This window comes from Roseofilum acuticapitatum BLCC-M154 (assembly GCF_030068475.1).
Taxonomy (GTDB): Bacteria; Cyanobacteriota; Cyanobacteriia; order Cyanobacteriales; family Desertifilaceae; genus Roseofilum; species Roseofilum acuticapitatum.
Genome location: NZ_JAQOSP010000041.1, coordinates 65397 through 87010, shown reverse-complemented (window position 1 = coordinate 87010; position 21614 = coordinate 65397). Strand labels below are relative to the sequence as shown.

At 46.0% G+C, this 21614-nt stretch carries 24 protein-coding genes; 12 read left to right on the top strand and 12 right to left on the bottom strand.

All coding sequences use genetic code 11. The features are described from left to right. The first annotated feature begins 189 nt into the window (after positions 1–189). Entirely contained in the window at positions 190–642 is a 453-nt protein-coding gene (locus PMG71_RS06215) for a hypothetical protein (RefSeq protein WP_283752789.1), read from the top strand. A gap of 92 nt (positions 643–734) precedes the next feature. Here the strand turns inward: PMG71_RS06215 and PMG71_RS06210 are convergent, their stop codons facing one another. From PMG71_RS06210 to glpX, 5 genes are all read right to left on the bottom strand, one after another. Next, complete coding sequence (locus PMG71_RS06210) at positions 735–1877, bottom strand: citrate synthase (protein ID WP_283752788.1); 1143 nt, start codon at positions 1875–1877, stop codon at positions 735–737. Positions 1878–2033: 156 nt separating this feature from the next. Continuing rightward, complete coding sequence (locus tag PMG71_RS06205) at positions 2034–2606, bottom strand: pilus assembly FimT family protein (RefSeq protein WP_283752787.1); 573 nt, start codon at positions 2604–2606, stop codon at positions 2034–2036. A gap of 142 nt (positions 2607–2748) precedes the next feature. Next, a complete protein-coding gene (locus PMG71_RS06200) occupies positions 2749–3648 on the bottom strand; it encodes a Uma2 family endonuclease (protein WP_283752786.1) in 900 nt (299 codons plus the stop codon). Between the two features lie 382 nt (positions 3649–4030). Then, positions 4031–5329, bottom strand: a complete 1299-nt coding sequence (locus tag PMG71_RS06195) for a glutamyl-tRNA reductase (RefSeq protein ID WP_283752785.1) — start codon at positions 5327–5329, stop codon at positions 4031–4033. A gap of 238 nt (positions 5330–5567) precedes the next feature. Next, positions 5568–6605: a class II fructose-bisphosphatase gene (gene glpX / locus PMG71_RS06190; protein WP_347179213.1), complete on the bottom strand. Its 1038-nt coding sequence runs from the start codon at positions 6603–6605 to the stop codon at positions 5568–5570. A gap of 205 nt (positions 6606–6810) precedes the next feature. On the opposite strand from glpX, the gene PMG71_RS06185 reads away from it, so the two are divergent. The 7 genes from PMG71_RS06185 to PMG71_RS06155 all read left to right on the top strand — a co-directional run bounded on the left by PMG71_RS06185 (position 6811) and on the right by PMG71_RS06155 (position 12378). Next, a complete protein-coding gene (locus PMG71_RS06185; RefSeq protein ID WP_283752783.1) occupies positions 6811–7221 on the top strand; it encodes a hypothetical protein in 411 nt (136 codons plus the stop codon). Positions 7222–7342: 121 nt separating this feature from the next. Next, positions 7343–8737, top strand: coding sequence for a folate/biopterin family MFS transporter (locus tag PMG71_RS06180; RefSeq protein WP_283752782.1), 1395 nt, complete (start codon positions 7343–7345; stop codon positions 8735–8737). Positions 8738–8802: 65 nt separating this feature from the next. Beyond that, positions 8803–9591 carry a phosphoadenosine phosphosulfate reductase gene (gene cysH / locus PMG71_RS06175; protein ID WP_283752781.1) on the top strand — a complete coding sequence of 263 codons (789 nt, stop codon included), beginning with the start codon at positions 8803–8805 and terminating at the stop codon, positions 9589–9591. Between the two features lie 5 nt (positions 9592–9596). Then, complete coding sequence (locus tag PMG71_RS06170; protein ID WP_283752780.1) at positions 9597–9920, top strand: hypothetical protein; 324 nt, start codon at positions 9597–9599, stop codon at positions 9918–9920. A gap of 148 nt (positions 9921–10068) precedes the next feature. Then, entirely contained in the window at positions 10069–10863 is a 795-nt protein-coding gene (locus PMG71_RS06165; protein ID WP_347179210.1) for a YdcF family protein, read from the top strand. A gap of 66 nt (positions 10864–10929) precedes the next feature. Then, on the top strand, positions 10930–11676 hold the full coding sequence (locus tag PMG71_RS06160; protein WP_283752778.1) for an SDR family oxidoreductase: 747 nt from the start codon (positions 10930–10932) through the stop codon (positions 11674–11676). A gap of 9 nt (positions 11677–11685) precedes the next feature. Beyond that, positions 11686–12378 (top strand): class I SAM-dependent methyltransferase, encoded by a 693-nt coding sequence (locus tag PMG71_RS06155; RefSeq protein ID WP_283752777.1) that lies wholly within the window; start codon positions 11686–11688, stop codon positions 12376–12378. Here PMG71_RS06155 and PMG71_RS06150 read toward each other — a convergent pair. Further along, entirely contained in the window at positions 12359–13417 is a 1059-nt protein-coding gene (locus PMG71_RS06150) for a glycosyltransferase family 4 protein (protein ID WP_283752776.1), read from the bottom strand. The genes PMG71_RS06155 and PMG71_RS06150 overlap by 20 nt on opposite strands. Positions 13418–13515: 98 nt before the next feature. Between PMG71_RS06150 and PMG71_RS06145 the strand changes: the two genes are divergently transcribed. Next, positions 13516–14259, top strand: a complete 744-nt coding sequence (locus PMG71_RS06145; RefSeq protein ID WP_283752775.1) for a class I SAM-dependent methyltransferase — start codon at positions 13516–13518, stop codon at positions 14257–14259. Between the two features lie 61 nt (positions 14260–14320). Here the strand turns inward: PMG71_RS06145 and PMG71_RS06140 are convergent, their stop codons facing one another. From PMG71_RS06140 to folK, 3 genes are all read right to left on the bottom strand, one after another. After that, a complete protein-coding gene (locus tag PMG71_RS06140; RefSeq protein WP_283752774.1) occupies positions 14321–15373 on the bottom strand; it encodes a glycosyltransferase family 4 protein in 1053 nt (350 codons plus the stop codon). A gap of 1 nt (position 15374) precedes the next feature. Beyond that, positions 15375–16271, bottom strand: coding sequence for a glycosyltransferase family 2 protein (locus PMG71_RS06135; protein WP_283752773.1), 897 nt, complete (start codon positions 16269–16271; stop codon positions 15375–15377). Positions 16272–16332: 61 nt separating this feature from the next. Further along, positions 16333–16866 carry a 2-amino-4-hydroxy-6-hydroxymethyldihydropteridine diphosphokinase gene (folK, locus tag PMG71_RS06130; RefSeq protein WP_283752772.1) on the bottom strand — a complete coding sequence of 178 codons (534 nt, stop codon included), beginning with the start codon at positions 16864–16866 and terminating at the stop codon, positions 16333–16335. 94 nt (positions 16867–16960) lie between these two features. Here folK and PMG71_RS06125 point away from each other — a divergent pair, with 94 nt between their 5' ends. Further along, on the top strand, positions 16961–17863 hold the full coding sequence (locus PMG71_RS06125) for a hypothetical protein (protein WP_283752771.1): 903 nt from the start codon (positions 16961–16963) through the stop codon (positions 17861–17863). 187 nt (positions 17864–18050) lie between these two features. Here PMG71_RS06125 and PMG71_RS06120 read toward each other — a convergent pair whose 3' ends face one another. Then, positions 18051–18422 (bottom strand): hypothetical protein, encoded by a 372-nt coding sequence (locus PMG71_RS06120; protein WP_283752770.1) that lies wholly within the window; start codon positions 18420–18422, stop codon positions 18051–18053. A 98-nt stretch (positions 18423–18520) separates the two neighbouring features. Between PMG71_RS06120 and PMG71_RS06115 the strand changes: the two genes are divergently transcribed. Continuing rightward, complete coding sequence (locus PMG71_RS06115) at positions 18521–19288, top strand: proteasome-type protease (protein WP_283752769.1); 768 nt, start codon at positions 18521–18523, stop codon at positions 19286–19288. Here the strand turns inward: PMG71_RS06115 and PMG71_RS06110 are convergent. Next, positions 19285–20145 carry a transglutaminase family protein gene (locus tag PMG71_RS06110; RefSeq protein WP_283752768.1) on the bottom strand — a complete coding sequence of 287 codons (861 nt, stop codon included), beginning with the start codon at positions 20143–20145 and terminating at the stop codon, positions 19285–19287. The genes PMG71_RS06115 and PMG71_RS06110 overlap by 4 nt on opposite strands. A gap of 19 nt (positions 20146–20164) precedes the next feature. Continuing rightward, positions 20165–21121 carry an alpha-E domain-containing protein gene (locus PMG71_RS06105; RefSeq protein ID WP_283752767.1) on the bottom strand — a complete coding sequence of 319 codons (957 nt, stop codon included), beginning with the start codon at positions 21119–21121 and terminating at the stop codon, positions 20165–20167. Between the two features lie 221 nt (positions 21122–21342). On the opposite strand from PMG71_RS06105, the gene PMG71_RS06100 reads away from it, so the two are divergent. After that, complete coding sequence (locus PMG71_RS06100) at positions 21343–21558, top strand: hypothetical protein (RefSeq protein WP_283752766.1); 216 nt, start codon at positions 21343–21345, stop codon at positions 21556–21558. The last annotated feature ends 56 nt before the right edge of the window (positions 21559–21614 follow it).

Sequence of the window (21614 nt, the reverse complement as noted above, 5' to 3'; positions counted from 1 at the left end):
ATGGATTTTAGAGTTTATTGAGGGTTTTTTGGGTCTGATCTTCTAATTAGACCCATCAACATGCTTCCTATTTGACCATAAATAGTCCCCTGGCGGAATGGGGAGAGACCTGGCGGCCGGCGATCGCAACACCCAAGCTCCGGTTATGTAAGATCAAAAAATGATATGAGCAATTAAGGAGACACATGGATGAGTACAGGGCGTTGGGATGATGAACGGTTAGACCGTTTAGCCGATCTCATTGAAAGTAATGCTCGTGCAGCCGAGAGGCATGAGCGCATCCTGGAAAGTAATGCTCGTGCAGCCGAGAGGCATGAGCGCATCCTGGAAAGCAATAGTCGTATGATAGAAGCTCTAACCCAGGCCTCAGCAGAAGCGAGGGAAGAGCGGCAACAGTTATTTGAAAAAGCTAAGAACTACGATCGCCTGATCGAAAGTAATGCTCGTGTGATTCAAGCTCTAGCCAATGCCGCAGCAGAAGCCGGGGAAGAGCGGCGACAGTTATTTCAGAGAATGGATCAACGACAAGAAGAGATTCGGAGACTCCAAGAAGAGACTCGTGGACTGCAAACGGAGAATCGCCGCATCCTCGATATTCTACTCAATCAACAGAATCAGCAAGATGATGCTACAGATGACTGAAATGGGTAAGTAGGCGATTGGTCTAAAAAGGGGGTTAACCCGCAGATCCAGGTTAACCCACTTCTTAACCCATTCACCGGACTTGATATGAGTTATCGTTCAGCTATGGGAAGATACTCAGCCTCATGGTTCCCCACATAGACCTGAGTCGGTCGGAAAATCCGGTTTTCTCCCAGTTGTTCTTTCCAGTGAGCCAACCAACCTGCCACCCGTGCCATGGCAAAAATGGGGGTAAATAAATCGCTGGGAATACCCATTTTCCGATACACCAGTCCGGAGTAGAAATCTACATTAGGATAAATGCCTTTGGCTCCTAATTGTTCTTCTACAACCTTTTCGACTTCAACGGCGATATCGTAATAGCGATCGTGTCCTTTTTGCTTAAATAGCCGTTCCGCTAATTCTTGCAAAATTTTGGCTCTGGGGTCTTTGACTTTATACACGCGGTGGCCAAAACCCATGATTTTCTTCTTGTTGGCAACACAGTTTTCAATGTAAGGGCGTACATTTTCCACTGAACCAATTTCCTCTAGCATTTCTAAGACTTCTTCGTTGGCTCCTCCATGGAGAGGCCCGGCTAAGGTTCCAACCGCAGAAGCAACCACTGCATAAGGATCTGTAAGGGTAGAAGCGGTAACTCGCGCTGAGAAGGTTGAGGCATTCATGGTATGTTCGGCATGAAGGATCATGCTGGCATCGAATACCCTGGCGGCGATCGGATCGGGGACTTCTTCGGTCAACATATATAAGAAGTTAGTCGCATAATCCAAATCATCGCGTGGTTGAATCGGATCGTTACCCTTACGCATCAACTTAAATGCCGCTACCATGGTGGGTAACTTAGCAATTAAGCGGATCACCGCATCTCGAATGTATTGAGGGTCATCCAAAGCACGACGGGAATAAAATAAGCCTAATGCTGCTGCTGAGGCTTGCAGAGCATCCATCGGATGTCCGGATTCGGGAAAGCATTTCATCATATCCCGAATCCGGTATTTAATGCGTCGATGATGACGAATTTCGGCTTCAAACTGCGCCAATTCCTCTTTGGTGGGGAGTTTGCCCCAGATTAAGAGATAGGCCGTTTCAATAAAGTTGCTTTTATGGGCTAGTTCGGTAATGGAAATGCCTCGATATTCCAAAAGTCCTTTTCCCCCATCAACATAGCTAATGCTTGATTGACTTGCGGGAATGCCTTCTAACCCTGGCTTATACTCACAAGCGATTGTCGCCATAGTTTTATTTACCATGCCTGTGAAGTGTACTGTCTCAGAGTACCAGAACCCTTTAGAAAATGTATGCCTATTTACACAAAATTCCAATTCTGGAAAAAATTCTGATCCTAGAAGCGCATGTAGCCCTCTCAAGTCGTCCCTTGGGCTATCTTTCGATTAATAACAATATCTGCTATCTTGCTTTGTCCTTTGTTCATGGGATGTTCGCATGGCTCCCAATAAGGTGGAGACAATCACGCACCGCAGAGGTCTGTGCTTATTTTCTGGATCGCTATCCTTAAAGCCTACTGTAATTCTACCTAATTGACCATTGGGATGACCGTGATGATTAAATTGCATCCGCCAGATGCCTTTATTTACACCACTGGTGTATTGATAAAATGTGGTTTCGTTTTGATTATTACCATCAATAATGAGCATATTCCGATCTAAGTCTTGCCAATTTAAGCCGGTTAAATCAGAGCCACTGGGTAACCGTTGATGTACGCTATATTGAGGATGGGGGTTATTCCTAAAACTGGCTTGCCACACGATTTTATCCCGTTTGGCGTTGCTTTGGGCTTCTTTAAGGGCGAGATGAATCTGCTCTCTGACTAAGTTGAGGCGCTGAATCTGCACAAACCGCAAATAACTCGGTAGGGCGATCGCCATTAAAATACTAATTATGGCAATAACTACCAATCCCTCAATCAGGGTAAAACCGGATTCTCTGCACCCATTTCTCAACATTGGCGACCAGAATAATCATTGAATCGATACATCCATAAATTATACTACAATCCGAGAAAAATCCCCCTTTTCAGATCAACCACCAGAAAAGGGGGATTTGCACAAGTAGAGAATTGATACCTTCCTTGCCCCTGACAGAATCTTAATTTTGACTTGAATTGACTTGTTCCACCGTTAAATTAAGGGTTGCAGCCACCTCTTCTGCACTCAATCCCATGGCTAATAAACGAGACACGGCTGCTTGCTGGACTTGTTGGGCACGAGATTCAGCTTGCTCGGCCCGTTCTCGCTCCTGTTGAGCAAGAGACTCAGCTTCCTGAGCGCGAGACTCGGCTCGTTCAGTCCGCATCTGTTCGAGCGCCGTTTGTTCCCATCCAGTGAGCAACAAATTTCCCTCACTATCCCACCATCTCAACCAGAGTTGGTTCTGATTCTGATAGTTGCCTTGCCATAAGCCTAACTCTACTCCCAATCGCTCAATGGGATAATGTCCTCGCTCATTCGGACTCATCCGTTCATAAGAGCCACGAACTAGATTATAAACCTCCAATTCTCCGGTTTGAATCACATAAATTCCATAATAAGGAATGCGGATAATATTCTCGTACACCCAAAATTTTCCCGGTCGTTTTTTCTCCTCTAAATTCTGTTGGGATAAAGCTGTTGTGTCTCTCTCTTCGTTCCCGTTGCCACTGGCCAATTCTATGGCAATTAAGGGGGCGATCAATTCCCGCCAGATCACGTAAGAACGGCGATATTGTCCATCAATATCTGGGGGGACATTGGGGACATAAAACCAATCTGGCGCTTCGGCTCCATCTTGGGGTGGGTCGGTTTCCCGCCAATAAATGCCGCTATCTTGCCCGATCGCATATTGCCCATCTGGATGAAGTTGCTCTAAAATCGGGCCGAGAGAATCCGTCAAGATAATACTCTGGGGATGCTCCTGAAAATTTTTCACAAAAGTACCATCCTCCTCTGGCAGTTGCGTATGGTCGGGGAAAGGAGGCGGTAAGATAATTTTTTCCGTACTTTGAGTCATAGATTATCCTCCTTCGCACTTCGGTTGCGTCGCTTCTCTTCATTGTAGTGCGGCGATACGAGGAGAGGAGTGCAGGCATCTTGCCCGCTTCTTAACAAATTTTCATGTCCGCTTGCGGAAACCGGACTTGATATCATATCAAAATTTGATATAACTCCCTCTGTGCATTGTAGTGCCGTGACAACCCTAAAATGGTGGGTTACGGCGGATTGAGAGATTGCTATCACAGTCTAGGTTTTAGCCGCCTAACCCACCCTACGCTAATGCACATTTTTCGCTGTGTCACGGCAGTAGGGGTCAACGGCTGTTGACCCCTACAGATCCAGGATATTAGTTTTGAATGACTATGAAATCCCCATGAATAATTATTCATGGATTCCTTCTAGCTATATTGATTACTAGAAGCTGCCTCAATTTCCAAATTAAACAACGTATTCAAGGTATCCATGGCTTGCTTGCGGGCTTCAATATCCTGTTGCGCCCGTAGTTGTACCATAGGGTCATGAAGAATTTTATTCACAATTCCACGGGTGAGCGCTTCAATTACCTCTTGGTGTTTCTCCGCAAACTCAGACCCCAAACGAGAAAGGGCTTTTTCTAACTCTTGCTCGCGAATGGTCTCAATTTTATGGCGCAAACCGTTAATCGTGGGTACAGTTTCCAGACTGCGCCACCACACCTCAAAAGCTTCAACTTCTTCTTCCAATAAGCTTTCCGCTTCCATCGCCATTTGGCGGCGACTTTCCTGATTTTGAGCCACCACTGCCTTCAAGTCATCCACATTATAGGGCTTGACTGAGGGCAACTCACTCACATCAGCAGCCACATTCCGAGGAACGGAAATATCAATCAAAGTTAAGGGCTTTTCTGGGTTAACAATGGGTTCTAAATTAGCGCGATTTAATAAGGGTTGAGTTGCTCCGGTACTGGTAAAGACTAAATCGGATGCCTGAACCACGTCCATCATTTCTCCCATGGGATGGAGTGCTAAAGAAGCATCGCTAAACTTACCAGCGAGTTCTTCCGCTCGCTGCATAGAGCGATTGACGATGCTAATTTGAGTCCCACCTTTGGAGAGCAAATGCTGTACCAATAACCGGGACATTTTACCCGCGCCGATAATGGCAATCTTGCATCCTTCCAGGGTTTCGAGTTTCATTTGCGCCAGTTCAACGGCTGCTGAACTAATAGAAACGGCTCCTGTACCAATATTGGTTTCTGTGCGTACCCGTTTCCCCGCAGTAATGGCTTGTTTCATTAAGCGGTTGAGAATCCGACCTACACCTTTATACTGTTGACCGAGTTTATGTCCCTGTTTAACTTGGGATAAAATTTGCCCTTCACCGAGTACCAAGCTGTCTAATCCGGCTGCCACGCGCATTAGATGCATAATTGCATCTTCATGGAGGAGGATAAACAAGTGAGGACGCAATTGAGCCAGAGGCAGTTGGCTATGTTCGGAAAGAAATTGGGTAACTTCCCAGACTCCCTGTTGATTGTCGCTAATCACCACATAAATTTCTAAGCGGTTACAGGTGCTGAGAATGGCTACTTCTTCGATATGAGGATAGAGCTTGAGGGTGGTTATGGCTTGTTCGAGTTGAGGTTCGGGAATACTGAGTTTTTCGCGAACTTCAACGGAGGCTGTTTTATGACTTAAACCGATAACTGCAACATTCATTTTTTAATGTTTGTTAATGGCAACTTGCTAAGATTTCGGGCGGATTTATGAAGAAAAGTTCGATCCCCCTAAATCCCCCTTAAAAAGGGGGACTTTTTTGTGCGGCTTTCTCTTAAAAAAGGGAACTCTTTTGTACAGTTCTCCCTTAAAAAAGGAGCAGTTTATGTTAGTGCCCCCCTTTTTAAGGGGGGTTGGGGGGATCTTCGACAGCAGAAATTACTGTAGTTGAAAAGTTATCCTATCTTAATTGGATGCTTTTTGGTGAGTCAAACATATGAACGGTGTCTACAAACCGAGCGGTTTTAGACTGACTGGAAATGACCAAGCTGTGAGTTCTTGCGCCGCCATGGAAATAGCGTACACCATCCATGAGGGTTCCTGGGGTAATGCCGGAAGCGGCAAATAAGACGGTTTCTCCACAGGCGAGTTCTTCAGCATTGTATACACGGTCGGGGTCTTCGATGCCCATGCTGCGTAGACGTTCGAGGTTGCTTTCTTTGCTTTCACCAATTAAGCCGGTTTTGACGATTTCTGGATCGTAGATCAGTTGCCCTTGGAAATGACCGCCTAAGCAGCGCATGGCAGCCGCAGAAATGACTCCTTCGGGAGCGGCTCCAATTCCCATTAAGGCATGGATATTGGTTCCGGAGAAGGCGCAGGAAATGGCTGCGGATACGTCTCCATCGGCAATTAGGCGAACACGAGCGCCAGCGCTGCGAATTTCGTTAATCAGGTTTTTGTGACGGGGGCGATCCATGACCACAACCACGAGTTCTTCTACGGAGCGGTTGAGGCACTCGGAGATGAGTTTGAGGTTTTCGGTGGCGGATTTGCGGATGTCTACATGGTTTCGAGCGGCTGGAGGAGCGGCGAGTTTTTTCATGTAGAAGTCGGGAGCAGCGAAGAGTCCGCCTTTTTCGGAAATGGCGAGTACGGCCATGGAACCGGGTTGACCATAGGCTACGAGGTTAGTTCCTTCGCAGGGGTCAACGGCGATGTCGATTTCTACTAATTCGTCGGGGTTGCAGTATTCTTTGGCATCTTCACGGGAGCAAATGCCGACTTCTTCGCCGATGTAGAGCATGGGAGCGTCATCCCGTTCGCCTTCTCCGATGACGATGCGTCCGCGCATGTGGATTTGGTTCATCCGTTCGCGCATGGCTTCTACGGCTACTTCGTCAGCAGTATTTTTTTCTCCTTTTCCCATCCAACGAGCGGAGGCGATCGCCGCTTGTTCGACGACTTCTATAATTTCTAATCCCAATGTGGTTTCAATCACAGTTTTTCTCCCAAGAGGTCATTCAGTGAAATGCTTATATTTAGCCGGTTTCAGTGTATTAGTCTATCAGAGTCTGGGGACAAAGTTCGACGAGAGGCTCTCTGAGATTATGTTAAGTTTTGCATCTTCTGGGCGTTCTGCTGAGATCTCCTATAATTATCGACAAAGACTCACCTGAGCTGAAAACTACAGGAGCCATACTATGTCTGAAACTCAAGGAAATTCAGAATCGTCTAAATCCGTGGAAACGGTGACCGAAAAGAAGGAGGATACCAGCTTTCTGGAGCCTCTGCCAACGAAGTTGGGCAATTTATTGGGCAGTTGGCAAGTCAAGGTGGGACTGGTGAGCGCGGTGCTGGTGGCGATCGCTCTGACGGTTTTCTTTTGGCAACATGAAGTGGCCAGTTTGGGTATGAAGCTCTGGTCATCACAAGCTGGCGCAACCCCCATTGAATGTATGGTTAAGGACACCAATGGTGACGAATATGTGAGCTGTAGCGCCATTCTTAACGATCAGGTTGTACCCCTAGAATGTGGCGCAAGCGTCTTTAACATCGGCTGTCGGATTAATTACGGTGCAGCCGCGACAGGGGCCCGAAAATCCAGAGATTAGATGGGGAATGGGGAGTTGGGAATTGGGAAGAGGCAATTTCTCCCCATCCCCCCATCCCCCCATCCCCCCATCCCCAAAGAGAGCGCTATCATAGTTACCAAAGAATATAAAGATTTGTAACATGATCGGCTTTTCGTCCTCTGGCTCCCAGAGTCTGTTTAAAAAACTGCTATTGGGTAATGAACCCACCCCAGAATTACTCGGCATTTTGCTGGTGTATTTCGTTCAAGGGGTCTTAAGTCTGGCTCGACTAGCCATTAGCTTTTTTCTCAAAGATGATTTAGGTCTCTCTCCCGCCCAAGTTGCCGCCCTAACTGGCGTAGCAGCCCTGCCTTGGATCGTTAAACCCCTGTGGGGCTTTATCTCTGATGGTTTGCCCATTTTTGGCTATCGTCGCCGCCCCTATCTAATTTTGTCCGGTTTAATGGGCAGTTTATCTTGGGGACTCTTGGCAACAGTAGTCGATAATGCAGGAGCAGCAACCGGGGCGATCGCCCTTAGCTCCCTCTCCGTTGCCATCAGTGACGTAATCGCCGACTCCCTCGTAGTCGAACGAGCCAGAACCGAAACCACCAGTCAACTCGGCTCCCTGCAATCCCTCTGTTGGGCAACATCAGCCCTGGGCGGACTGATCGCAGCCTACTTAAGTGGATGGTTATTAGAACTCTTCACCCCCCAACAAGTCTTTGGTATTACCGCCATCTTCCCCCTCATCGTCGCCCTAGGAGCCGCATTAATCGCCGAATCCCCCATCATCGACCCTACCCCCGCTTGGAACACCGTAAAACACCAAGTCAGACAACTCAAAGAAGCCATCTTGCTCCCCTCCATCTGGAAACCCACCCTCTTCCTCTTCCTTTGGCAAGCCACCCCCTCCTCCGACTCAGCCTTCTTCTTCTTCACCACCAACGAATTAGGCTTTCAACCCGAATTTCTCGGCCGGGTGCGTCTATTCACCAGCATTGCTGCATTAATCGGCATTTGGATTTTTCAACGCTTCCTCAAAGCCGTTCCCTTTCGGAAAATCTTCGCCTGGAGTACCCTTATAGCCGTTCTGTTTGGCTTCACCCCCGTCATCCTCATTACCCATACCAATCGACTCTTAGGCATCGGCGATCAATGGTTTAGCTTAGGAGATAGCGTCATCCTCACCGTCATTGGTGAAATCGCCTTTATGCCCGTTCTCGTTCTCTGCGCCAAACTTTGCCCCCCCGGTATCGAAGCCACCTTATTTGCTCTCCTCATGTCCATTACCAACCTTGCCCATGTTCTCTCCCAAGAATTAGGTGCTATCCTCATGCATAGCTTTGCCATTACCCCCAATACCTTCGATAACCTTGCCCTGCTCGTTACCCTCACTAATCTCTCCTCCCTTCTGCCCCTTCCCTTCCTAAAACTTTTGCCCAGTGATGACACCCTTAGCACCCCACAAGTGACAGAAAACTCCTTTCATCCTCTTCTAGATGAAGAAAATGACTCAGAAAGCACTCCAGAGCCAATCTCAATCCTCAGTTAACTTAAGGTTTAAATTCTCCCCTCTTGTCTCCATCCTTTGATAACCTGATATCAATAATCAAGTCCATGACTACCCATTGGGAACCTGAATTATTAATGAACTCAACCATCACCGCCCTACCCAACCTTGATACAGAAACCCTACACCAACAACTGTCGGATATAGAAGCTAGGGATATTGTTCAATGGGCTGCCAGCACATTTGGCGAAGGTCTAGCCCTGAGTACCAGTTTCGGTATCCAATCGGCTGTGATGCTCCATTTGGTTACTTCTGTTGTGCCCAATATCCCGATTGTATGGGTTGATACGGGCTATCTTCCCCCAGAAACCTATCGCTTTGCCCATGATTTAACCCACAAGCTAAATCTGAACCTAAAAATTTACCAATCTCCCATGAGTCCTGCCCATATGGAAGCGATTTATGGCAAGCTCTGGGAACAAGGGACAGTGGAATCCTTGAATCAATACGATCAACTCCGCAAGGTTGAACCGATGCAACGAGCGCTTAAGGAACTTAAGGTAACGGCTTGGTTAGCGGGTTTGCGTCGCGATCAAACGGATCATCGTAAGAGTTTACAGTTTATCAACCGTCAAGGAGATATTTATAAGGTTTTACCGATTCTGAATTGGAATTCACGGGATGTTTATCAATATTTAGTGGCCCATGATTTGCCCTATCATCCCTTGTTTGATCAGGGGTATATGACGGTGGGAGACTGGCATTCTTCTCGTCCGCTCAGTTTGGACGATGAACATGAACGAGATACTCGCTTCCAAGGTCTTAAACAAGAGTGTGGATTACATTTACCAACGAGTCAAGATGAGGCCCAAAGTCTTGATTCTAGTGGTTTATAAGAGCTATGGTAAAGGAAGGGGAACAGCCGCCTAATACTCCCTCTCCAGTAACTGAAGACACCCCTGTATCCTCTCAATTGAAGAGAAGACTGCCCCCAGGGGTGCTGATGGGTTTGGGGTTTACGATCGCTTTTTTGTTGGTTAACTTTTCTCCTGCAATGAGTATACTCTGGGGCGTTGTGGGAGGAGTGGCCAGTTGGTGGATTGAAACTTCTTGGCAAATAGAGGAAGAGGTGAATGAAGATGCTCGAAGTTTACCGACTGATCCGAGGGCAGAAAATAATTCTTTGTCCCAAAATCGCACGAAGGGAGAAAAGTGGCGGAAATGAGTAATGAGTGATGAGTAATGAGTAAGAATTTCAAGGAACGTACATCAGTTTGTCGTGTCCGTGAAAAAGTTGTGTATGACTGGAGTGGGAGCGTCTCGCTCCCTAGCCCCAAAATTTAAGGGGGTTGTTCAGGATTCGATCTAACTATATGTTTTTATTTCTCTCTAAGTTACTTCCCTTATTTGTTTACCCAATGGGGTTAAGTTGTGTGTTAATGGTTGTTTCTTTGGTGTTGCTGTGGAAGTGGCCCAAACGAGCGGCGATTTCCCTGTCTTTGGCGCTGTTGGTGTTATTGTTGGGTGGAAATAGTTGGGTGAATCGGGAGTTGATTCAGTCTCTGGAACTGCGCCATGTTCCGCCGGAGGATTTGCCTGCTGCGGAGGCGATTGTGGTGCTGGGAGGGGGAATTAAGACCCAAATTTATCCCCGGCCTTGGGTGGATGTTTCGGAGGCTGGCGATCGCATTCTACATGGCTCTCAGTTGTATCTGCAAGGGAAAGCCCCCCGGTTAATCCTCACGGGTGGACGCATTGATTGGAAGGATGGTGGGCCGCCAGAATCATCAGATATGGCCCAAATTGCCATAGCTTTGGGGGTTCCAAAAGAGGCAATTTTAGAAGACCCCAGTTCCTTAAATACCCATCAAAATGCGGTGAATGTGCGCCAAATTCTGGACGAAGAGGGGATTAATCGGGTATTATTGGTGACTTCTGCAACTCATATGCCGCGATCGCTCCTCGTCTTCCAAAAACAAGGTATCGAAGCCATTCCCGCCCCCACCGACTTCCTCAGTCCCCCCGGTCGTAATCCCACTGAAACCGAGACTAGCTGGGAATCAGCCCTACTCAGTCTCATCCCTGATAGCAGTCGCCTCCGAGATACCACCAACGCCTTAAAAGAATATATCGGGTTGTTCGTCTATGGTCTCAAAGGCTGGATTTAAACCCTCAGCTTGTAAAATGGCTCATCTTGTGGTTATGACTAGAAAGGCGAATAATTAGTTAATCTCATGGACTTAAGGAACAAAGTAGCCCTGATTACTGGTGGTGGCGTTCGTGTTGGCCGCGCTCTCGTTCTAGCTCTGGCAGAAGCAGGTTGTGATGTCTTCATCCATTATGGAAATTCGGCTGATGCAGCCTCTGAAGTCAAAGAAAAAGCAGAATCTTTCGGAGTACGAGCAGTGACTTATGCAGCCAATTTGGCTGATGCATCCGCTACCGATACAATTATCCCCAAAGCTGTTGAAGCCTTCGGCAAAGTTGATATTTTGATTAATAGTGCGTCCATTTATCCTCAAGACGATCAATTTAACCAGATTGATGTAGAATCCTGGGATAAAATTTTTGCCATTAACTTGCGTGCCCCATTCCAACTTTCCCAAGCCTTTGCCCAGCAGCTTCCCCCCGATAGTCAAGGCAAAATTATCAATATTAATGATGCTCGGATTCCCCGTCCTAAACCCGGTAATTTTTCCTATCGATTAACCAAGCGAGGATTGTGGGATCTGACCCAAATGTTATCCTTAGAATTAGCTCCCAGAATCACGGTTAATGCTTTAGCCTTGGGTCAAATTCTTGAACCTCATAACGATCCCGATCCGGCAAAATTTATGCAAGAGTATGCCAATCAGAGAATTCCCTTAAAAATTCCAGGGAATCCTCAAGTAGTTACAGATTGTGCCTTATTTTTACTGCAACAAGACTTTCTCACTGGGAGTACAATCACCCTTGATGGTGGAGAATATCTTGTAAATTAGTGAAAAACTATGAAACATCAATTATCATCATTTAATCCAGCCAATTCTGTGCATCAACTCAATGAGATAATAGAGCAGCAGAAAGATATATTGGCGACCCATTATCTTGCTCCTTTATCCACCAATTACCTGCCCTGGAGTGGATATGCTCTGCGACCGAGTGGACTGGTTAATGTTCTCAATGATATTATGATTAATAACCGCAGGGTTATTGTCGAGTGCGGTGGAGGGCTTTCTACCTTTTATATGGCTCGATTACTCAAGGATAGTGACAGTCATTTATATACCATAGAACACAATCAGGAATGGCTTGATTTTTTAGAGAAGGGATTAAAAAAAGAGGGACTGCTAGATAGTGTCATGCTCATTGAAGCTCCTTTGAAATCTAGTGGCTTGGGTCTGGATGATATTCCATGGTACGATCCAGAAGCACTGAGGAAACAGCTTCCTCAAGATATAAAGATCGATCTGTTATTGGTCGATGGCCCCACAGCTTATACCGAAGAGACGCAGTATTCTCGATATCCCGCAGTTCCTTATTTTGTGCCATTTTTTAGTCAGAATTGTACGATTGTGATTGATGATGTTAATCGGCAGGGCGAACAAGAAATTGTCAAACGATGGGAAAAGCTCCTAAATGTTGACTTCGAGACTCAAGATGGCAATATTGCTCTGGCTAGAATCAATAGAGAACATCCTTAAACCATTGTTCTAGGCGATCGCCAAATCCTGGTAACGAGTATTCTGTTTCTGCCCGTTGGCGACACTGATGGCGATCGATTTGGTCAATCCGCCTTATAGCTACAATTAATTCATCTAGGTTATCGGGTTCCACTAACCAACCAGTTTTACTATCCAACACAATTTCTGATGGGCCGCCGCGACAGTAAGAAATTATAGGTACGCCACAAGCTAATGCTTCTAGTGCAACTCTGCCTAAAGCCTCCACCCACTTATGAGTCATCAGCAAAGCCTTGCATTTTCCTAATTCCGCTTGGAAGTTTTCCGTCGGTAAAAAACCCATGTATTCCAAAGGGGCATTAGGATAGCGATCGCAAATCTGTTGCCAATACTCTGGATTCTGTAAATACCCAAATATTTTGAGCTTGATCCCTAAAGCCACAGCTACCGCCACAGCATCCTCAAGTCCCTTTTCTGGCGAAATTCGTCCTGCCCAGGCCAAGCTATCTCCAGGTTCTGGACAGAATTCATACCGATCAATATCAATCGCTCCACCTAAAATCCGAAAAAATTCTAAAGGCACTCGATAAGTTTCAGCTTGCGCTTTTGTATGAACCCCTAGAGTTCCTGGACATAGATAGGCCACTTGTTTGATCGCCCGATCCATGACTGAACTCAAAGACACTAAATTGATCAGATGCAGTGGAGGTCTGTTAAAAAATGGGGCTAGATAAAAAGGTAACCAGTCATAGGCAAAGTTAAAAACAATATCATATTGATTCTGGATTTCGCGAGTCCGATTCCACATATTAGCCAGGACAGCATTTTGGGGTATGATCGCGGGATCGCTAAAAGTCTGGTTAGGAGCTGAGGGTTGAAACTCTCCAGCAACTTCTTCGATAGGCAAAGACTTAATCGCAGAGCCAACAGGGGCTAGGACTTTTAGTTGATGTCCTCGTCGGAGCATTTCCTGACTAATATTCAGTATATTGATACCCACTCCACCCACCTGACCCGACTTTAATGTCCCAACTGGACTAGCGACAAAAAGCAGTTTCATTCATTCTTCTAAATAAACAACAATAATCAGTATAATGATAGGGTCTACTATATGCTATTTTTGTTTTATACGTTATTCTTAGATCTTAGAAAGCAATCATGTCAGTTTACGATCCAATCGCCAAGCAGTACAAAGAAAAACGTCACCCTAACACACCTTTTAATCAGTATATTGAGCAACCGACTTACTTTAATCTCCTGGGCGACATTACAGGAAAATCCATTTTGGATCTCGGTTGTGGAGAAGGTATTTACAGCCGCAAGTTTAAGGAAAAAGGGGCTGCGCGAGTTGTGGGAGTTGATATATCCGAGGGCATGATAACACTAGCCAAAGAAGAAGAAGCGAAAAAGCCTCTGGGAATTGAATATATTCTCGGCGATATGCAGAAACTTGGACAAATTGGCAGATTTGATTTAGTGACTGCTGCCTATTCCCTGAATCATGCCCAAACTAAAGAACAACTGCTCGAAATGTGTCAGACTATATCTGCCAACCTGAAGCCGGAAGGTCGTTTTGTCGCGATTAACAATAAACTGGATCGGGCACCTGAGTCCTACCGATTCTTGGAAGAATATGGATCTGAGGAAACTGTTAGCGACTCCCTGAAGGAAGGGCAGCCTTTACCTACTCTTGCATACAAGTTGGAAGGAAAAACGGTCATTATTGAAGACTATTACCTCAGCCAAGCGACTTATGAATGGGCATTTAGAGAAGTGGGATTTAAGGAGATTCACTGGCATGAACAGACTCTTTCAGAGGCAGGAATCCGGGAATTGGGGGAAGACTTCTGGCAAGATTACGTTCAATATCCACATATGGTTGGCATTGAGTGCTGGAAGTAGGACTTGAGGAGTTGAGAAGCAATTTATTCATAGCAAGTTTCGCTATTTAAAACTTCAACAATTACAAAACATCCTGAAACCATTGTTCCAGGCGATCGCCAAATCCTGGTAACGAGTATTCTGTTTCTGCCCGTTGGCGACACTGATGGCGATCGATTTTGTTAATATTCTTAATGGCTCTAACTAATTCATCTAGGTTATCCGGTTCAACTAACCAACCCGTTTGACCATCTACCACAATTTCTGAGGGGCCACCGCGACGATAGGAAATCACAGGAACGCCACAAGCCAGGGCTTCTAATGCTACGCGACCAAAAGCTTCTACCCACTTATGGGTCATCAGTAAAGCTCGACATTTTCCTAATTTGCTTTGAAAGTCTTGGGTGGGTAAAAAGCCCATATACTCTAGGGAAGCCTGGGGATAGTCCTGGCATATCTGTTGCCAATATTCTGGATCTTGAAGATAGCCAAATACTTGCAGATGAATACCTATTTTTTGAGCGGCAGCCACTGCATCTTCGAGTCCCTTTTCTGCTGATATTCGCCCTGCCCAAGCTAAACTATTCCCAGGTTCTGGGCAAAATTGATATTGAGTTAGGTCAATAGCACCCCCTAAAATCCTAAAGGATTCGGCTACTGAGTAGGTAGCAGCTTGAGCTTTGGTATGGGCCCCCAGAGTTCCTGGACAGAGGTGTGCGACTCTTTCAATGGCCCGATCCATCACACCCGTCCAGGAACCGATACAGACATAGTGAAGAACGGGACATTTAAAGAAGGGTGATAAGTAAAAGGGTAGCCATTCGTAACCAAAGTCAATAATTAGGTCATAATCAGCCTGAACTTGATGGGCATAATCCCACATATTGGCCAAAACTGAGTTATTGGGAATGATTACGGGGTCGTTATAGGTGGGTTCGGGGATTAAGGGTTGCAGTTCTCCAGGGATTTCTTTGATGGGTAGGGATGCTATGGTGGAGTCTGTAGGGGCAATGATTTGGATTTGATGTCCTCGTTGGCTCATTTCTGTGGCGATGGTCTTGAGATTTAGGGCGACCCCTCCCAGACGACCAGAGTTTAAGGAACTGACAGGACTAGAGATAAAGAGTAATTTCATTTTAAAAAATCTGAAGGGTAACGGATTCTAATTCGGGTTTTAACCAATGGGCATGACCATTTTCTGTGAGGTCGAGAAATTGTTCTAGATTTTGGCAACGTCCGGATTCCATATACTGGCGAAAGAGCCGATTTAGGAGTAAGTTTTGGGAAAATTCATCGTTAGCGGCTTGGCGAATTTCTGGGGTGAGATCGAATTTTTCTTCTGCTAATAAGGCGAGAATTTGTTGATAGGCGCGTTCGGCGGTTTCAAAAGCGTTGGTGGATTGGGTAATGGAGTTTTCGCGCTTGTAATATTGGTAAAGGGGTTGGGGGTGAATGGCGACTTTTTGGATGCGACTAAGGAGTTCTAGGTTAAAGAGAACGTCGGCGGCAAAGGGCACTTTTGTCCAGCCTGTACCGAGATATTGTCTTTGGAAGACGGGGAAGAAGGGAACGCGGGGTTGGAGGATATCATCGGGGGTGGCAAAGGTGAGGGTGTTTCGTTTTGGGAAAGGCTGTTTGTAGAGGATTAATTCTGTATTGTAGACTCCTGTGTTATCGATGGCTGCGCCGTATTCTAGGGCTAAGGGAACCAGTTCTTGCAAACGGTTGGGACTGTAGGCATCGTCGGCATCAAGGTTGGCTAAAATTTCTCCGTTGCTGATTTGGACGGCTGCATTGCGTGCTACGGCTTCTCCATTGCCGATGCTGCCGGTGAAGGTTTGTTTGATGCGGGGGTCGGTGATGCCTTGTTGGGCGAGAAGGGCAAGATAGTCTAGGTTATCATCGGAGGCGATCGCGGCTTCCCAATGGGTATAGGTTTGATTAATGAGACTTTCAACCGTAGAGGCGATCGTTGTTGTAGCTTTGTAGGCTGGAATAATAATGCTGACTAGGGGTTGAGTCTTGTCCGACATGATAAAAGTTAGGGCGTTTCTCTACATCAAACCATATTTGCGGTGAATCCTGAAACTGTTTTTAAGTGGCTGTGGAGTCTTTCTGGATAGATAGAGTGACTCCAGAACAGTCTATCTTTTTTACTAATTGGGCGATCGCCTCTTTAGAAACGGGTTCTATCCAGTCTGGAGCAATTTCTGCTAATGGGACTAACACAAATGCTCTCTCGGTCATACAGGGGTGAGGGATTTGCAGTTCAGGGGTAGAGAGAATTAAATCTTCAAATAATAGGATATCTAAATCAAGGGTTCGAGGCCCCCAACGTTCTCGACGGATTCGACCAAAGTGCTGTTCGATACGGAGTAAATGATTGAGTAAGGCTTGAGGTGTTAACTCTACCTGCAAAATAGCACAGGCATTTAGGAAATCTGGTTGTGCCGGCCCGATCGGTGCAGTATGGTAGTAGCTAGAGTAAGTTTGAACCCTAATTCCAGTCGTTTGATCGAGGATGCTTAGAGCGCTGTTAAGGGTTGCTTTCGAGTCACCCAAGTTACTTCCCAAGGCGATCGCGCTCTTTGTCGATTTTGGAGTTTCCCTATGATTGGATGTGACCATCCTTATATTCCCTGGTAGAGAGTAGCGATCGACAGTCTATCAGGTTATTCGAGGCGATCGCTTATAATCTTATTTCGTTGCTCAACTGCCCATTGTGACTCGATTCATTCACGATCAATTCGCCAAAGATTACCTCAGTGAACTACTCTCCCGGTTCGGAACAGTAGAAACGAGCAAAAAGATTGCCTCAGAAGTGCGCGAGGTCGATGTTTGGTTTACGCCCTCCTCTTGCGATCTCGATGTCAGGGAACTCGGATTATTGGGACAACTGATAGCGACTCCAGCACTCTTTGAACCCTTTCGTAATCCCATAACCGCCAATGAGATTCGCACTTGTCTGTTGAAATTATTCATGGTGCAAGCCAAATGGGAACGGGATCAAGAGAGCAGAAAACTTAGGGAAACCGATCTACCTAGACTGTGGATATTAACGCCAACCGCATCCAAGAATTTGCTAGATAATGCTCGTGCAAAGGAGGCAGAAAACGGCCCTCCAGGAGTCTATTATTTAGGCGATCTGTATAAAAGTGCCATCATCGTTATCCATCAATTGCGGAGAACGCCAGAAACCTTATGGTTAAGACTTCTAGGCAGAGGAACAGTGCAACAACAAGCCATTCAAGAATTGCAGAGCCTACCGCAAACTAACCGATGGCGAGGGAATGTGATAAGATTGGTCTATAATCTTTTAACTATTTTAGCCACGCGGCAAAACCAAGAAGCCGATCGAGATGATGAGGTGCTAATTGTGACTCTAACTCAATTGTATGAAGAGGCGATCGCTCAACTGCGTGAAGAAGAGCGACAAGAGGGAGAACAACGAGCAACCCTCCGGTTGATAGCAGATATTTTGCGCGTCCGTTTCCAAGAAGTAGATGAGGAACTGGCAGCTATTGTGGAGCAAATAGCAACTCTGCCATCAGCAGAGTTTACTCCTCTGTTGCTACACCTGTCTCGCGAAGATCTATTAGAGCGATTTGCAAAGGAAGGAGAATAGGGGAGTTGAGATACTCACCGTCATTCTATAATTTAACTTCTCCGATACTTCAACCACCCCCAACTCCCGAACAACAACAAGCCCAATTAAGTAAATATACACCTAAGTAACGCCAGATTCCTAAAATTCTCTACAGAAAAAGTGACAAAAGAGGGGTAAGTTTCCTCCTTAACTTAAGTTGTGTTCCTTAGTTAAGGGGGAATAAACATTCCGTGGGAGAACACTTGTAAGGTTTATTAGCCTGAATACTAGTCTTGATTAGCTCAATCAAATTGGGATCGGGAGAACCATTGTGGTAATAAGCCTTATAACTCTCACCTTTGAGAAAAGAATCAATTGGGTCTTTAGTGGGATCTTGATGAAGTTCGATCCCCACGGCATTGTAACTTGTCCAAGCCGGATTAAAATTGGTAACATAGTCTCCAAACAAGAGATCTGCACTTGTCCGACCATCCGGAGATTGAAAGTGCAATTGCAGTGGCTGGGCTGGAGAGGCAGTCAAACAGAGGCTGAAGCAAGCACCTGTGAAGATTAAGGCAGTAGTTTTCAGGGCATTCATACCCTTTTCCTGATGAACTCAATAGGTCAATATACACCTCAGCCCTACCACATTCCCTAAATTCCGTACAATCAGTAAGGTGTTGTTATCTAGCTTTTATGACCTATTGTCTTGGCATTATCACCAATTCCGGACTGGTGCTGGCCGCTGACTCGCGAACCAATGCTGGAGTGGATTATATTTCCACCTATCGCAAGTTGTTTGATTTTTCCCTACCGGGGGAACGAGTGATTATCTTTTGTTCTTCGGGGAACCTCTCCATTACCCAAGCGGTGATCTCTAGTTTGAAGAAAGATATTAAAGTACAGCAGGATGTTAATTTACATTCTCTGCCCACGTTTCATGAAATTGCCCGCTACGTTGGGAGCAAAACCCGCCAACTGCTAGAGCAAGACCGACCTTGGTTAGAAAAAGATGGTATTGACTACCATTGTAATTTTTTGGTGGGGGGGCAAATTCAGGGAGAAGATCCAGAACTGTATCTGATCTATACCCAAGGCAATTCCATTCAAGCGACTCCAGAAACTCCCTTTTTACAAATTGGGGAGACTAAGTATGGTAAACCGATTCTCGATCGCACGGTTCACTTCGACACTCCGGTAGATGTGGCAGCGAAAGCGGCGATTTTGTCCATCGATTCTACTATGAAATCCAATATTTCCGTGGGCCCGCCCATTAATCTGGTCATGTATGAACGGGATAGTTTGGTGGTTCGCCACCAGCTTGAGCTACCCTTGAGAGACCCCTATTTGGGCAAACTTCGCAAAACTTGGGAAGTTGCTCTTAACCATGCGGTCGAAAGTATTCCTAATATTGATTGGGAGTATTATGCCCAGGGAGAAGAGAGCGATTTAAGTACGGATTAATCTAGAAATTCGATCGCCAAATCAAAGTCCATTTGGCTCTGTACCTGGGAGCGGTGCAGTGTACCAGAAACTGGAGCTGTATTTTGGGGGATGGCACTGGCTGCGACGGCGATATGGCCATTGCTAACAGCTAGACCGAGGGTAGGGTCATAGCCCCGCCATCCCGCTCCGGGAAGGTACACTTCTGCCCAAGCATGGAGGTGACGGTCTGTGGTGTCGCGATCGCCTTCTTGATAGCCACTGACAAACCTTGCGGCTAATCCCATAGCGCGACAAGCTTCCATAAACAAGACCGCATAATCTCGGCAAGTTCCCCCTTTTTGCTCCCAGGTAACGCCCGGAGGAAAGGGATCGCCGGTATCGCGAATATAATAATCGCACCGTTCATAAATGTCCTGATTGATGGCACTCAGAAAGGGCACAACTTGATACTGGACGCGATCGGCGATTTCCACCGCCCAAGCATAAACCTTCGGATCGACTGGATTTGGTAAGGTTCTGGGTGCAAAATAGGGGGATAACCGAGCTAATAAACTCGAAGGATAATCGATGGGAAACTGAACCGCCCAAGGCTCTAAGAGATAGTTAAATGGGTTTGTACAGTGGGTTTCTACTTCTGAAATGGCAGTAATCTTCAGCGCTTTGAGTTCCTGACGGTCAAACCAAATTTTTTCGAGTACATTGCCTTCTGCATCCAGGACAGAGGAGCAGCCTGTGGGTGGTGGGTCAATTTCTAGCTGAAAGTGATGCAGGGTTTGCTGACCATCGGAGCGCGATCGCAATCGCAGCCAATGGGGACTCAGGGCTACAAACTCACTATAAATATACTGAGTAAAGTGAATAATTTTATAGCGCATGGTTTGGCTTTTTCGTGATTTAACAGACTGACTCTAAACAGAAATAGCTTTGATAAAGCTGCTCACCCACAAAATTCAACTCTTGTTGTAAATGATCTACAAATTCATGTAATCCCTGCTTAACAATTTCCTCAATGGTAATATACTCTAATTCCGATCGCAGACGACCTAGGGCCCGTTCGGCCGGATCGCTCCAGGTAGCCGGTGCTGTACCATTAATTCTATGCAGAGATTGCTCAGAGCGAAACAGACAAGAGCGCACCGCACGGGGAAAATGGCGATCGAGCAACAAAAATCCCGCCACTCCCATGGGAGTAATTTGGTGACGGTGGATTTGTTTGCGATACATTTCGTAGGCACTCGCCGACTTTAATAGGGCTATCCAATGAATTTCATCTAAGGTTGTGCCCACATCCTGAGCCGAAGGTAACAAAATGAAATACTTTACATCTAAAATTCGCGAAGTCTTATCTGCTCGTTCTAGCAACCGGCCAATTAAACCAAAATGCCATCCCTCATTATGGGACATGGTGGCATCCATTAAGCCTGTAAACAAATGACTACAGCGCTTCACTTCATCATAAAAATCCGATAGCTCCACCATTGACCCCTCTGGTGAAGTCTCCTTGACCATATAATAAAACTCATTAATCTGCTGCCACATCTCCGAAGAAATCACCTCTCGAATAGAGCGGGCATTCTCACGAGCCATCCACAAACAAGATAAAATCGAATTGGGATTTTTAGCATCGAATGTGAGAAAGTGGCGCACATTCTCTTTTGTTGCTTCCCCATAACGATCCCAAAACACTTGGCGATCGCCCGTGGTAATCACCAAGGGTTCCCACTGATGGGCTACCCCAACGGGGGAATCCAAAATCAAGGTCAAATTGGCATCAATAAAGCGAGCCGTATTTTCCGCTCGCTCCACATAGCGATTGAGCCAATAGATTGCATCTGCTACACGACTTAACATAGACTACCTGACACAGAAGTTAAACCCTAACTTCCGTATTATCGGATCGTATGGGCAAAATTCTGCTCGTTGTAAACGGAAATCCAGTCCCCATCTCCCTATCTCCCCCATCTCACCAACATATCCAACGTAAATCACAAACCTAGTGTGGGGGTTATCACCCCACACTCAGCGAAAGGGGAGGAGAATAGGGACATAAGATGAGTTGATGACCAAAAGCTATGTTATCTCCAACCGAAAAGTTATCTGACCGCATTTCCGACATTTTTGGCTCAGTAGGTGCAACCGGTGTTATGTCTTTCGCGGATTATCATACCCTGCAACTAGTTTCTAGCTATTCTCATTTAGAATCTCATGAACGCAAGTCTATTAACCGTTTGCTGCGAGCAGTACAGCGAGGGAAAGTCCATTTAATTCCTTCTTCTTTGGCCGGTTAAGGCTTGACCCCGTTGGTACTTTGAAGGTTTACCCCAGCGTCCGAAATTGACAATAA